Consider the following 13,895-nt stretch of genomic DNA (forward strand, 5'->3'; position numbering starts at 1 on the left):
GAAATCGGTCCGGGGCCGGGGACGACGAAGGCCGCGCCCCCGGCGGGGCGCGGCCTTCGTGGCGTGACCGGTCTGCGGCGCGGACCGGCCGGGGACTAGCCGAGCTCGTGCATCCAGCCGTGGGTGTCCTCGGCGATGCCGCGCTGGATGTCGAGCAGACGCTCACGCAGCTTCAGCGTGACCTCGCCGGGGGTGCCGTCGCCCTGGGTCCACTCGCCGTCCGCGGACTTCACGGTGCCGACGGGCGTGATGACGGCGGCGGTGCCGCAGGCGAAGACCTCGGTGAGGGTGCCGTTCTCGGTGTCGGCGCGCCACTGGTCGATGGAGACGCGCCCCTCCTCGGAGGTGTAACCGAGGTCGCGCGCGACGGTGAGGAGGGAGTCACGGGTGACGCCGGCGAGCAGCGAGCCGGTGAGGGAGGGCGTGACGATGCGCTTGCTGCCGTCCTCCTGCCCGTACACGAAGTAGAGGTTCATGCCGCCCAGCTCCTCGACCCACTTGTGCTCGACGGCGTCGAGGTAGGCGACCTGGTCGCAGCCCTGCGCGGCTGCCTCGGCCTGGGCGAGGAGGGAGGCGGCGTAGTTGCCGCCCGTCTTGGCGTCGCCCATGCCGCCGGGGACGGCGCGGACCCGGTCCTGGGAGAGCCAGATGGAGACCGGCTTCACTCCACCGGGGAAGTAGGCGCCGGCCGGGGAGGCGATGACGAGGAAGAGGTACTCGTTGGCCGGGCGGACACCGAGACCCACCTCCGCGGCGATCATGAACGGACGCAGATAGAGGGACTCCTCGCCGCCGTGCGCCGGGACCCAGGCCTGGTCCTGCTGGACCAGGACGTCGCACGCCTCGATGAACGTCTCGACGGGCAGCTCCGGCATCGCGAGCCGGGCGGCGGACCGCTGGAAGCGGGCGGCGTTGGCCTCGGGGCGGAAGGTGGCCACCGTGCCGTCGGGCTGCCGGTACGCCTTGAGTCCCTCGAAGATCTCCTGCGCGTAGTGCAGGGTCATGTTCGCGGGGTCCATGGACAGCGGCCCGTACGGCACGAGCTGGGCGTCGTGCCAGCCGCGGCCCTCGGTCCAGCGGATCGTCACCATGTGGTCGGTGAAGTGGCGGCCGAAGCCGGGGCTGGTCAGGATCGCCTCGCGCTCCGCGTCGGACAGCGGGTTGGAGGAGGGCTTGAGCTCGATCGTGGGCGTCGTCATGAGTGCGTGTCCTTCACCGGTCTTGTGTGTGATGGACCGCGCTCACGCCCGCTCCCGCCCGGTCTTCACCGGGCGAGTTGTAGGACGTCCGAGCTCTGCCGCGAGCCGCGGTCCCGCGTTCGATTATCTCCCGGGGGCGGCCCTGCACGAAATGACGTGATTGCGGCGACGTTCACGGTGACGCTGTCGCGACGCGGGAACGCGGTCCTGAGGTCGATGGTGGCACCCGGGGACCGCATGGAGAAGCCGCCGGGTGCGGTTGCGACCCGGCGGCTTCGAAGTGGAGACGTCGGGTCAGCTCGCTACGCGTACCGCGAGCGCGTCGCCGATCTCGTCGGTGGTGCGCGTCTGCTTGCCGTCACGCTCCGCGAGGTCGGCGGAGACGGCCTCCTCGATGCGCGCGGCCTCGGTCTCGTAGCCGAGGTGGCGCAGCAGGAGGGCGACGGAGAGGATCGTGGCGGTCGGGTCGGCCTTGCCCTGGCCCGCGATGTCGGGCGCGGTGCCGTGCACCGGCTCGAACATGGACGGGAAGGCACCCGTCGGGTTGATGTTGCCGGACGCGGCCAGGCCGATGCCGCCGGTCACGGCAGCGGCGAGGTCGGTGAGGATGTCACCGAAGAGGTTGTCGGTGACGATGACGTCGAAGCGCTCCGGCTGCGTGACGAAGAAGATCGTCGCGGCGTCGACGTGCAGGTAGTCGGTGGTGACCTCGGGGAACTCGGCCGCGACCTTGTCGAAGGTGTTCTTCCACAGGTGGCCCGCGTACACGAGGACGTTGTTCTTGTGGACCAGCGTCAGCTTCTTGCGCGGGCGGGCGGCGGCACGCGCGAAGGCGTCACGCACGACACGCTCGACACCGTGGGCGGTGTTGACGCTGACCTCGGTGGCGATCTCGTGCTCGGTGCCCGTGCGCAGGGAACCGCCGTTGCCCGTGTACGGGCCCTCGGTGCCTTCGCGGACGACGACGAAGTCGATCTCGGGACGCCCGGCCAGCGGTGTCGCGGTGTTCGGGAAGAGCTTCGACGGCCTCAGGTTGATGAAGTGGTCGAAGGCGAAGCGCAGCTTCAGCAGGAGTCCCCGCTCCAGCACGCCCGACGGCACGGACGGGTCGCCGATGGCGCCGAGCAGGATGGCGTCGTGCCCCTTGAGGGCTTCGAGCTCCGCGTCGGGGAGGGTCTCACCGGTGCGGTGCCATCGCCGGGCGCCGAGGTCGTACTCCTTGGTCTCCAGCTTCACATCCTGCGGGAGAACAGCGTTGAGAACCTTGAGGCCCTGGGTGACGACCTCCTGGCCGATACCGTCGCCGGGGATCACTGCGAGATCGATGCTGCGAGACATGACGGGAACCCTAACCTTCCGTCCCACCCCATGACATTCGACGTCCACGATACGGACAGGGTGGATTGCCGTACGGGACGCTCGCCATGAGGCGGGACCGCGCCGTCAGTGGCCCGTCGAACCGCCGTTGTCCCTGCGGTCGAGAGCCCGCTGGAGGGCTGCGGCGGCGTTCGTGCGCTCCGACTCCGCGGAGCGGGGGGTACGGCGGACGCGGCGGACAGTGGTCTCGGCCATGGGGGGTCAACTCCTTGAGATCGCGTGGATTTCGGGATCAGGACATCGCGCGGTGGATGTCAGGATCAGGATTCGAAGCGCTCGAAAGGGCGGGGAGCGGATGCCGCAGGGGTTGCCTGCGTCGGGCACGCGCGCTCACACCGGTCGCTGGATCAGCGATTCGTTCGGCTCCTACAAAGCTAGGACAGCTCGGCCCATCTGTCTCTACAGATACTCGGACTTCCTACTATCTGAGACGGCGCGGCGGGAGACCCGCCGCCCGTACGGAGGTTCCGTCGCGTCCGGCGGGCCTCGGGCCCGGTCCCTGACCTCAGAGATCCACCGTGAGCTGGGCCTCGATGTGCGCGCGCAGGACGGCCGCCATGTCGGTGGCGCCGTCACCGAGCAGCCACTGCACCTGGAGCCCGTCCATGAGGGCGATCAGCTGCCTGCCCGCGGCGTCGGGAGCGATCCCGGCCCGCAGCGCGCCTTCCAGGCGGGCCTGCTCGTAGGCGGTCCGGGCGCCCGCCACCGAGTTCTCGTAGCGGCGCACGAAGTACTTGTGGGCCGGGTGGTCGGCGGCCGTCGCCTCGGCGGAGACCACCGAGAACAGCTCGACGATCCCGCGCCGCCCGGAGTTCAGCGCGGCCAGTTCGACGAACCGCCGCAGACGTCCGACCCCCGTCGTGCCACCGAGTCCGAGCCATTCGTCGTCCACGTCGTCACGGCGTTCGAGCACCGCCAGCAGCAGGGCCTCCTTGGTCGGGAAGTGGTGCAGCAGGCCGGTGTGCGAGATGCCGCACCGGGTCGCGATCACCCGCAGCGAGGCGCCCCGGTAGCCCGCCTCGCCGAACAGGGCCATGGCCTGGTCGAGGATCTCCCGCCGCTTCGCGCGGCCCTTCGCGTAGCCACGAGGCGCTTCGGCCGTCACTCGCCACTCTCCCGGTCCGCCGCCGTCGGTCCGGCCGGCACGTCGGTGCGTCTGGTTCCCGTTCGGCCCCACGGGGGAGGCCCCTCGCGGGATTCGCCCCGGAGGTTCCCGGATTCCCGAAGATACTTACCAGCTGGTCGGTATTGACTCTATGGTGAAGGCGAACCGTGTCGCGAAAGGACCCCCCGTGTCCCCCTCCCTGCCCTATCTCGACCCCACGCTCCCCGTCGCCGAGCGGGTCGACGACCTCCTCGGTCGCATGACCCTGGCCGAGAAGACCGGTCAGATGCTCCAGCTCAACGCCAAGGACGGGGTACGCCACGCCATCGAGGACCTGCACGCGGGTTCGATCCTGCACGCCTCCCCCGAGCGGGTCGTCGAAGCGGCGGCCCTGACGGAGCGGACCCGGCTGCGCATCCCGCTGCTGGTCGCGGAGGACTGCATCCACGGCCACTCCTTCTGGGAGGGGGCCACGATCTACCCCACGCAGCTCGGCCTGGCCGCGACCTGGGACCCGGAGCTCGTACGGCGCGTCGCCCGGGCCACCGCCGTCGAGGTCGCCGCGACGGGGGTCCACTGGACGTTCTCGCCGGTGCTCTGCATCACCCGGGACCTGCGCTGGGGCCGGGTCAGCGAGACGTTCGGCGAAGACCCCTTCCTGATCGGCGAACTGGCCTCGGCCATGGTCCGCGGCTACCAGGGCGACGGCCTGGACGACCCGACGGCCGTCCTGGCGTGCGCCAAGCACTTCGCGGGCTACTCCGAGACGCAGGGCGGCCGGGACGCCAGCGAGGCCGACATCTCCCGTCGCAAGCTGCGCTCCTGGTTCCTGCCCCCGTTCGAGCGGGTCGCCCGCGAGGGCTGCCGCACGTTCATGCTCGGCTACCAGTCGATGGACGGGGTGCCGATCACCGTCAACGACTGGCTGCTCAACGAGGTGCTGCGCGGCGAGTGGGGCTACACCGGCACGCTGGTCACCGACTGGGACAACGTCGGGCGCATGGTGTGGGAGCAGCGGATCTACGCCGACGACACCCAGGCCGCCGCGGCGGCGGTCCGGGCGGGCAACGACATGGTGATGACGACCCCCCAGTTCTTCGAGGGCGCGCAGAACGCCGTCGCCGAGGGCACGCTGGACGAGACGGAGATCGACGCGGCGGTACGGCGCGTCCTCACCCTCAAGTTCGAGCTCGGCCTGTTCGAGAACCCCCGCCACCCCGACGCCGCCCGGCAGGCCGAGGTCATCGGCAGCGCCGGCCACGCCGTGCTGAATCTGGAGGCCGCCCGCCGCTCGCTGGTCCTGCTCACCAACGACGGCACCCTCCCGCTGGCCGGCGGGTTCGTGGCGGGCGAGGACGGGCGCGCCGTCGCCGGGGCGGGGGCGGCACCGCGCACGGTCGCCGTCATCGGGCCCAACGCCGACGACGCGCAGACCCAGCTGGGCGACTGGGCCGGTTCCTCCGGCCAGGCCGACTGGCTGCCGGACGGGCAACCCCGCGCCATGATCCGTACCGTGCTCGACGGCTTCCGCGCGCATGTCCCGGCCGGGTGGGACGTCACCTACGCCCGTGGGGCCGAGATCCTCTCCGTGGGTCCCGACCCGGAGGGGGAGTTCTTCCCGGACGGGCAGCCCCGCCCGGACGTCGTCGTCCCCGCGGAGCCCTCCGAGGCCCTGATCGCCGAGGCCGTCGCCGCGGCCGAGGCCGCCGACCACGTCGTCGCCGTGGTCGGCGACCGTATCGAGCTGGTCGGTGAGGGGAAGTCCACCGCCACGCTGGAGCTCGTCGGCGACCAGGTCGCGCTGCTCGACGCCCTCGCCGCGACCGGCAAGCCGCTGGTCGTCGTGGTGATCAGCTCGAAGCCCCTGGTCCTCCCGCCGTCCGCACTCGGCGCGGCCGCGGTCGTCCACGCCTTCAACCCCGGCATGCAGGGCGGCCGGGCGGTGGCCGAGGTCCTGCTGGGCCTCGTCGAGCCGTCGGGCCGGCTGCCCGTGTCCTTCGCCAGGCACGCGGGTCAGCAGCCGACGTACTACAACCAGATCCGCGGTCAGCACGGCTCCCGGTACGCCGACCTCACCCAGCGTCCGGCCTTCGTGTTCGGCGAGGGCCTGAGCTACACGACCGTCGCGTACTCCGGTCTCGAGGTGCTCACGGCGGACGTCGGGGAGAGCGACACGCTCCGGGCACGCGTCACCGTGCACAACACGGGCGACCGGCCGGCCCTGGAGACCGTGCAGGTGTACATCAGCGACACCGTGACGTCCGTGACCTGGGCCGAGAAGGAGCTCAAGGGCTACCGCCAGGTGACGCTCGCCCCGGGCGAGGAGCGCGAGGTGCTGCTGGACCTGCCCGTCTCCGAGTGCACCCTCGTGGACGCGGCGGGCCGGCGGGTCGTCGAGCCCGGCGCCTTCGAACTGCTCGTCGGCCCGTCCTCGGACGACGGCGCCCTCCTGCGGGCGGGGTTCACCGTCAAGGCCTGAGACCGCGGGCCGGACCATGGAAACCGCCCCCCGGCCGGCGGGGGGAGCCGGTCGGGAGGCGGAGTGCGTGCGGGGCGCCCGGTGGGGGCGCCCCGGGGGCGTCAGCCCTGGTGCGGGTAGGTGTACTCGGTCGGCGGGACCAGCGTCTCCTTGATGGCGCGGGTCAGCGTCCAGCGCTGCAGGTTCTGCGGGGCGCCCGCCTTGTCGTTGGTACCGGAGCCACGGCCGCCGCCGAAGGGCTGCTGGCCGACGACGGCACCGGTCGACTTGTCGTTGATGTAGAAGTTGCCCGCGGCGTAGCGCAGCTTGTCCATCGTGTACGCGGCCGCCGCACGGTCGTTGGAGATGACGGCGCCGGTGAGCGCGTAGTCGGAGACCGACTCCATCTGCTCCAGCATGGCGTCGTACTTCTCGTCCTCGTAGACGTGGACGGCGAGGATCGGGCCGAAGTACTCGGTGGTGAAGACCTCGTTGGCCGGGTCGTCGCACACGATGACGGTCGGGCGGACGAAGTAGCCGACGGAGTCGTCGTACGTACCGCCGGCGACGATCGTGCAGGTCGGGTCGGCGGCGGCGCGGTCGATCGCGGCCTTGTTCTTCGCGAAGGAACGCGCGTCGATGACGGCGCCCATGAAGTGCGACAGGTCGGTGACGTCGCCCATGGTGATGCCGTCGACCTCGGCCGCGAACTCCTCCTTGAAACCGGAGTTCCAGATGGAGGCCGGGACGTAGGCGCGCGAGGACGCGGAGCACTTCTGGCCCTGGTACTCGAAGGAGCCGCGGGTCAGCGCGGTCTTCAGGACCGCACGGTCGGCGCTCGGGTGCGCGACGACGAAGTCCTTGCCGCCGGTCTCGCCGACGAGCCGCGGGTAGGTGCGGTAGTTGGCGATGTTGTTGCCGACCGTCTTCCACAGGTGCTGGAAGGTGGGGGTCGAGCCGGTGAAGTGGACACCGGCCAGGTCGCGGTGGTTCAGCGCGACCTCGGAGACGGCGATGCCGTCACCGGTGACCAGGTTGATGACGCCCTTGGGCAGCCCGGCCTCCTCCAGGAGCTGCATGAGCAGCACGGCGGCGTGGGTCTGCGTCGGGGACGGCTTCCACACCACGACGTTGCCCATGAGGGCGGGCGCGGTGGGCAGGTTGGCCGCGATCGCGGAGAAGTTGAACGGCGTGATCGCGTAGACGAAGCCCTCGAGCGGGCGGTGGTCCATGCGGTTCCAGACGCCCGGGGAGTTCGCCGGGGGCTGCTCGGCGAGGATCTGCCGGGCGTAGTGCACGTTGAAGCGCCAGAAGTCGACGAGCTCGCAGGGGCAGTCGATCTCCGCCTGCTGCGCGGTCTTGCCCTGGCCGAGCATCGTGGAGGCGGCCAGCGTCTCGCGCCAGGGGCCGGAGAGCAGCTCGGCGGCGCGCAGGATGATGGCCGCGCGGTCGTCGAAGGACATGGCCCGCCAGGCCGGAGCGGCGGCGAGGGCCGCGTCCACGGCGTCCTGGGCGTCCTGCTCGGTGGCACCGGCGAAGGTGCCGATGACGGCCTTGTGGTTGTGCGGCTGCACGACGTCGACCCGCTCGCCGCCGCCCATGCGCTTCTCGCCGCCGATGGTCATCGGCAGGTCGATCGGGTTCTCGGCGAGCTCCTTGAGCTTCGCCTCCAGACGGGCGCGCTCCGCGGTGCCGGGGGCGTAGGAGTGGACCGGCTCGTTGACCGGCGCGGGGACCTGGGTGACAGCGTCCATGAGTGCCTTGTCTCCTTGGTTGAGGTGGGTGGTCGGCCGGGCGGGTCAGCCCTGGTTCAGCCTGGTGCGGCGCTGCGGTTCCGGACCGTGGGGGTCCGTCCCCGGGTTCGGCGTCCGGTTCAGCCCCTGGTGAGGACGGAGCGGCCGAAGAACAGGAGGTTGGCCGGCTTCTCCGCGAGCCGGCGCATGAAGTAGCCGTACCAGTCGGTGCCGTACGCCGTGTAGACGCGCATCCGGTGGCCCTCGGCCGCGAGCCGGACGTGCTCCTCGCTGCGGATGCCGTACAGCATCTGGAACTCGTACTCGTCCAGTTTGCGCCCGGCCTGGCGTGCGAGCTCCTGGCCGATGGCGATGAGACGGGGATCGTGCGAGCCGATCATCGGGTAGCCCTCGCCCTGCATCAGCGTCTTCAGGATGCGGACGTACGCCTTGTCGATCTCCGGCTTGCTCTGGTACGCGACGGAGGCGGGCTCCTTGTAGGCGCCCTTCACCAGGCGGACCCGGCTGCCCGCGGCGGCGAGACGGCGGGCGTCGGCCTCGGTGCGGAACAGGTAGGACTGGATCACGCAGCCGGTCTGCGGGAAGTCCTTCCGCAGCTCCTCGTGGATGGCGAACATGGAGTCGAGGGTGGTGTGGTCCTCGGCGTCCAGCGTGACCGTGGTGCCGATCGCGGCGGCGGCCTCGACGACGGGGCGGACGTTGGCGAGGGCCAGGTCGTGGCCGTTCTCGAGGGCCTGGCCGAACATCGACAGCTTGACTGACATCTCGGCCCGGGCGCCGAGCCCCAGCTCCTTGAGACGGCCGATCAGCTCGAGGTAGGCGTCGCGCGCGGCGGCGGCCTGCTCGGGGGTGGTGATGTCCTCGCCGACGACGTCCAGGGTGACCTCGAGGCCCTTGTCCGCGGCGTCCCGGACGACCGGGACGACCTGGTCGACGCTCTCACCGGCGATGAACCGGTCGACGACCTGCTTGGTGCCCGGCGCTGCCGAGATGAAACGACGCATTGTGTCGCTGCGTGACGCGGCGAGAATCACGGGACCCAGCACGGGGCACCTCCACGGAGTACGAACGAGGCCGTACCGGTACGGATGTGAACGGACCGGGACGGCACGGAGAACCACTGTGAAATCTAGGTACCCCCGCCCGCGCGTGCCATCGACAGCTGTCACGCATCCGTGCACTGGATCTCAGACATATGTCTGAAGGGGTGCGAGAATGGCCGGGTGAAGGGCGATTACCAGGAGCTGGTCGACGAGATCTCCGCGCTGCTCAACGCCCCCGCGACCCTGGAGAACCGAGATTTCGGCCTGGTCGCCTTCGGGGCCCACGACAGCGACGACGACACGGCGATGGACCCCGTCCGTACGCGCTCGATCCTCACCCGGCGCTCCACCCCCGCGGTCCGCGCCTGGTTCGAGGGCTTCGGCATCACCCGGGCGACGGGCCCGGTCCGCATCCCCGCCGCCCCGGAGGCCGGGGTCTTCCGGGACCGCGTCTGCCTCCCGGTACGCCATCGGGGTGTCGTCCTGGGCTACGTGTGGCTGCTGGACGCCGACCCGGGGCCGACCGACGGACAGCTGGCGGCGGCGATGGACGTCGCGGCCCGGATCGGCGCCCTGCTCGCCGACGAGGAGCGGGCCGGCACGGACCTCTCCCGGGAGTTCGGCGCGGTACTCGTCGCGGTGAGCGGCTGGCAGCGCGACATGACGGTGTCCGCGCTGCGCGAGGCTCTCGGCGCCGACGCGGACGGCCTGCACGTGCTGGTGTGCGTCACCCCGTGGGAGGGCGAGGCCCCGTCCGCGCGCACGGTCCCCTCGGCGGCGGCCCTCGCCACGGTGGCCGGCCCCGGTGCCCGGACCCTGGCCGCCCTGGTCCGGCTGCGCTCCCCCGAGGCGCTCGACCCGGCGACGACGGCGGCGGAACGGCTGCGTTCGGTGGCCGGGCCGACCGCGACCGCCGGCCTCGCCGCGGCCCGCCGGGGTCTGGCGGAGCTGGCCGACGCCTGGCAGGAGGCACTGTCCGCCGCCCGCGCGGCCTCCGCGGAATCCCGCTTCGGCCCGGTCACCGACTGGTCGGCCATCGGCCCCTACCGGCTCCTCGCCGCCCTGCCCCGCACCCAGGGCACCGCACCCGACCAGGCCGTCCGCACCCTGCTGGCCCCGGCCCACGCGGAACTCGCCCGTACCGCGGAGGTGTTCCTCGACCGTGCGGGCCAGGCGAGCCGTACGGCCTCCGAACTGGGCATCCACCGCCAGACGCTCTACTACCGCCTCGCCCGGGTTCAGCAGCTGACCGGCCTCGACCTCAACGACGGCGAGGACCGGCTGCTGCTGCACATGGCGCTCAAGGCCGCGCGGCTCTGAGCCGCTCCCCCGGGCCCCGGGAGAAGCGGAACGGCCGCGCCCGGCCGACGGAACGGGGTCCGTCGGCCGGGCGCGGCCGTGTGACGCGGTGGATCAGTCGGTGAGGTTCACCGAACGGGCCGAGGCGGCACCGATCTCCTCGGCGATCTCGGTGAGCACCGACTGCGGGATGGTGTCGTCGACGGTGAGGACGACCAGCGCCTCGCCGCCCGCGTCCTGCCGCGAGACCTGCATGCCCGCGATGTTCAGACCGGCCTCGCCGAGGATCTTGCCGACGGCGCCGACGACACCGGGACGGTCCTCGTACCGCAGGACGACCATGTGGTCGGCGAGCGCCAGGTCGACGTCGTGCTCGCCGATCGCGACGATCTTCTGGAGGTGCTTGGGGCCGGCCAGCGTGCCGGAGACCGCGACCTCCTCGCCGCTCGACAGCGTGCCGCGGACGGTCACCACGTTGCGGTGGTCCGGCGACTCGGAGCTGGTCGTGAGGCGGACCTCGACACCGCGCTCCTGCGCGAAGAGCGGGGCGTTGACGTAGGACACCGTCTCGTCGACGACGTCCTCGAAGACGCCCTTCAGAGCGGAGAGTTCGAGCACCTTCACGTCGTGCTGCGTGATCTCGCCGTAGACCTCGACGTCGAGACGGGCCGCGACCTCGCCCGCGAGCGCGGTGAAGATCCGGCCGAGCTTCTCGGCGAGCGGCAGCCCGGGACGCACGTCCTCGGCGATGACGCCGCCCTGGACGTTGACCGCGTCGGGCACGAGCTCACCGGCGAGGGCGAGACGGACGGACTTCGCGACCGCGATGCCCGCCTTCTCCTGCGCCTCGTCGGTCGAGGCGCCGAGGTGCGGGGTGCAGACGACCTGGTCGAACTGGAACAGCGGGGAGTCCGTGCAGGGCTCCTTGGTGTACACGTCCAGGCCCGCGCCGGCGACCCGGCCCTCCTTGAGGGCGGAGGCGAGCGCCTCCTCGTCGACGATGCCGCCACGCGCGGCGTTGACGATGCGCACCGAGGGCTTCACCTTGTGCAGCGCCTCGTCGCCGATCAGGCCGAGCGTCTCGGGGGTCTTGGGCAGGTGCACGGTGATGAAGTCGGAGACCTCGAGCAGCTCGTCCAGCGTGAGGAGCTTGACGCCCATCTGGGCGGCGCGCGCGGGCTGTACGTAGGGGTCGTACGCGACGATCTTCATGCCGAACGCCGACATGCGCTGCGCGACCAGCACACCGATGCGGCCGAGGCCGACGACGCCGAGGGTCTTCTCGCTGAGCTCGACACCCGTGTACTTCGAGCGCTTCCACTCGCCGTTCTTCAGGGCGGTGTTGGCCTGCGGGATGTTGCGGGCGGTGGCGACGAGCAGACCGCAGGCCAGCTCGGCCGCCGTGACGATGTTGGACGTCGGCGCGTTGACGACCATCACACCGGCCTTGGTGGCCGCGGAGACGTCGACGTTGTCCAGACCGACGCCGGCGCGGGCGACGACCTTGAGCTGCTTCGCCGCGGCGAGGGCCTCGGCGTCGACCTTGGTGGCGGAACGCACCAGGATCGCGTCGACGTCGGCGATCGCGGGGAGGAGCGCGGCGCGGTCCGCGCCGTTGCAGTGCCGGATCTCGAAGTCCGGACCCAGGGCGTCAACCGTGGCGGGCGACAGCTCTTCGGCGATGAGTACGACAGGTTTCGAGCTCACGTGTGTCCTCACAAGTCCAGTGCGGACGGCCGTCCCGACGGCCGCAGGCGGTGGAGGGGCTAGCCGCGTGGAAGACGCACGACACTGTGGGCCCTGACGCGTGTATGTGTTGAGCAGTCTAGTCATGCGGCCGGGGCGCGCACTGCGCCTCGGTGGAATGATCACCCTCACGGGGTGGACGGCCTGTCCTACAGACAGGGCCGCCTTCCTCCACCCGCCTCACGCCGCAGTGACACGGGATGTGAGGCCGGCCGTGCGCCGGGGGCGGGCCCGCAACGGACCCTCCCCCGGCGGGAACTCAGGCGTTCTCGTCGTCGACCCAGCTCATGAGCTTGCGGAGCTCCTTGCCGGTGGTCTCCAGCAGGGACTCGCTGTCGGCCTTCTTGTACTCGTTGTACTTGGGCAGACCGTTGTGGTACTCGGCCATCCAGTTCTTGGCGAAGGTGCCGTCCTGGATCTCGGCGAGGACCTTCTTCATCTCGGCCTTGGTGGCGTCCGTGATGATGCGCGGGCCGGTGACGTAATCGCCCCACTCGGCGGTCTCCGAGATGGACCAGCGCATCTTCTCCAGGCCGCCCTCGTACATGAGGTCCACGATGAGCTTCAGCTCGTGGAGGCACTCGAAGTACGCGATCTCCGGCTGGTATCCGGCCTCGGTCAGGGTCTCGAAACCGGCCTTGACCAGGGCGGCGGTGCCACCGCAGAGGACGGCCTGCTCACCGAACAGGTCGGTCTCGGTCTCCTCGGTGAAGGTCGTCTTGATGACGCCGGCGCGCGTGCCGCCGATGCCCTTCGCGTAGCTGAGGGCGAGCTCCAGGCCCTTGCCCGAGGGGTCCTGCTCGACGGCCACGATGCACGGGACGCCGCGGCCCTCCTCGTACTGGCGGCGGACCAGGTGACCCGGGCCCTTCGGGGCGACCATGCAGACGTCGACGTTGGCCGGCGGCTTGATGAAGTCGAAGCGGATGTTCAGGCCGTGGCCGAAGAACAGCGCGTCGCCGTCCTTGAGGTTGTCCTTGACGGACTCCTCGTAGACCTGGGCCTGGATCGGGTCCGGGACGAGGATCATGATGACGTCGGCCTCGGCCGCGGCCTCGGACGGGGTCACCACGCGAAGGCCCTGCTCCTCGGCCTTGGCCTTGGACTTCGAGCCCTCGTGCAGACCGACACGGACGTCGACACCCGAGTCACGCAGCGACAGCGCGTGGGCGTGGCCCTGGCTGCCGTAACCGAGGACCGCGACCTTGCGGCCCTGGATGATGGACAGGTCGGCATCGTCGTCGTAGAACAGCTCGGCCACTGGGTCTTCTCCTTGGTGTGCAGGTGTTGCGTCCCACCGTACGGCGGGGTGCGTCGGATGCGTTGCCGGGTCTCGCCATGCGAGCGGCGAGGTGGCCCGTGAGGTTTTACGCCGTACGGTCGAGGGCGCGCAGTGAACGGTCGGTGATCGAGCGCGCGCCGCGCCCTATGGCGATGGTGCCGGACTGGACGAGCTCCTTGATGCCGAACTGCTCGAGCATCTTGAGCATCGCCTCCAGCTTGTCGGCTCCCCCGGTCGCCTCGATCGTGACCGCCTCCGGAGAGACGTCCACGGTCTTGGCGCGGAACAGCTGGACGATCTCGACGATCTGGGAGCGGGTCTCGTTGTCCGCGCGGACCTTCACCAGGACGAGCTCCCGCTGGATCGCTGCGGTGGGCTCGAGTTCGACGATCTTCAGGACGTTGACCAGCTTGTTGAGCTGCTTGGTCACCTGCTCCAGGGGCAGGCCCTCGACGTTCACGACAATGGTGATGCGTGAGATGTCGGGATGTTCGGTGGTACCGACCGCGAGCGAGTCGATGTTGAAGCCGCGCCGGGAGAACAGGGCCGTGATCCGGGCGAGGACACCGGGCTTGTTCTCGACCAGGACGGAGAGCGTGTGCTTGGTGGACATGGAGTCTGTCTCTCTCTGT

The 13,895-nt window shown here is 70.8% G+C and carries 11 protein-coding genes; 2 read left to right on the forward strand and 9 right to left on the reverse strand.

From position 1 onward, the window contains the following. Positions 1 to 95 precede the first annotated feature (95 nt). The 4 genes from IA22_RS0111560 to IA22_RS0111575 all read right to left on the reverse strand — a co-directional run bounded on the left by IA22_RS0111560 (position 96) and on the right by IA22_RS0111575 (position 3,681). Positions 96 to 1,199: a branched-chain amino acid aminotransferase gene (locus IA22_RS0111560; protein WP_014153910.1), complete on the reverse strand. Its 1,104-nt coding sequence runs from the start codon at positions 1,197 to 1,199 to the stop codon at positions 96 to 98. A 294-nt stretch (positions 1,200 to 1,493) separates the two neighbouring features. Further along, positions 1,494 to 2,537, reverse strand: coding sequence for a 3-isopropylmalate dehydrogenase (locus tag IA22_RS0111565; protein WP_030123563.1), 1,044 nt, complete (start codon positions 2,535 to 2,537; stop codon positions 1,494 to 1,496). 105 nt (positions 2,538 to 2,642) lie between these two features. Next, complete coding sequence (locus IA22_RS38005) at positions 2,643 to 2,771, reverse strand: hypothetical protein (protein ID WP_014153912.1); 129 nt, start codon at positions 2,769 to 2,771, stop codon at positions 2,643 to 2,645. A gap of 310 nt (positions 2,772 to 3,081) precedes the next feature. Further along, positions 3,082 to 3,681 carry a TetR/AcrR family transcriptional regulator gene (locus IA22_RS0111575; RefSeq protein ID WP_015578844.1) on the reverse strand — a complete coding sequence of 200 codons (600 nt, stop codon included), beginning with the start codon at positions 3,679 to 3,681 and terminating at the stop codon, positions 3,082 to 3,084. 187 nt (positions 3,682 to 3,868) lie between these two features. On the opposite strand from IA22_RS0111575, the gene IA22_RS0111580 reads away from it, so the two are divergent. After that, positions 3,869 to 6,160 (forward strand): exo-beta-d-1,3/1,6-glucosidase, encoded by a 2,292-nt coding sequence (locus IA22_RS0111580; protein ID WP_030123564.1) that lies wholly within the window; start codon positions 3,869 to 3,871, stop codon positions 6,158 to 6,160. A 101-nt stretch (positions 6,161 to 6,261) separates the two neighbouring features. Here the strand turns inward: IA22_RS0111580 and pruA are convergent, their stop codons facing one another. Continuing rightward, on the reverse strand, positions 6,262 to 7,893 hold the full coding sequence (gene pruA, locus IA22_RS0111585) for an L-glutamate gamma-semialdehyde dehydrogenase (protein ID WP_014153915.1): 1,632 nt from the start codon (positions 7,891 to 7,893) through the stop codon (positions 6,262 to 6,264). Positions 7,894 to 8,012: 119 nt separating this feature from the next. Further along, a complete protein-coding gene (locus IA22_RS0111590; protein WP_014153916.1) occupies positions 8,013 to 8,939 on the reverse strand; it encodes a proline dehydrogenase family protein in 927 nt (308 codons plus the stop codon). A gap of 177 nt (positions 8,940 to 9,116) precedes the next feature. Here IA22_RS0111590 and IA22_RS0111595 point away from each other — a divergent pair, with 177 nt between their 5' ends. After that, on the forward strand, positions 9,117 to 10,256 hold the full coding sequence (locus IA22_RS0111595; protein WP_030123565.1) for a PucR family transcriptional regulator: 1,140 nt from the start codon (positions 9,117 to 9,119) through the stop codon (positions 10,254 to 10,256). Positions 10,257 to 10,349: 93 nt separating this feature from the next. Here the strand turns inward: IA22_RS0111595 and serA are convergent, their stop codons facing one another. From serA to ilvN, 3 genes are all read right to left on the reverse strand, one after another. Beyond that, entirely contained in the window at positions 10,350 to 11,942 is a 1,593-nt protein-coding gene (gene serA, locus IA22_RS0111600) for a phosphoglycerate dehydrogenase (protein ID WP_014153918.1), read from the reverse strand. Positions 11,943 to 12,240: 298 nt separating this feature from the next. Beyond that, positions 12,241 to 13,242: a ketol-acid reductoisomerase gene (gene ilvC / locus IA22_RS0111605; RefSeq protein ID WP_015578841.1), complete on the reverse strand. Its 1,002-nt coding sequence runs from the start codon at positions 13,240 to 13,242 to the stop codon at positions 12,241 to 12,243. Between the two features lie 106 nt (positions 13,243 to 13,348). After that, the gene (gene ilvN, locus IA22_RS0111610) at positions 13,349 to 13,876 is read right to left on the reverse strand and encodes an acetolactate synthase small subunit (RefSeq protein WP_014153920.1); all 528 of its coding nucleotides are present in this window, start codon (positions 13,874 to 13,876) and stop codon (positions 13,349 to 13,351) included. Between the last annotated feature and the right edge of the window lie 19 nt (positions 13,877 to 13,895).

This window comes from Kitasatospora papulosa, from assembly GCF_000717245.1.
Taxonomy (GTDB): domain Bacteria; phylum Actinomycetota; class Actinomycetes; order Streptomycetales; family Streptomycetaceae; genus Streptomyces; species Streptomyces papulosus.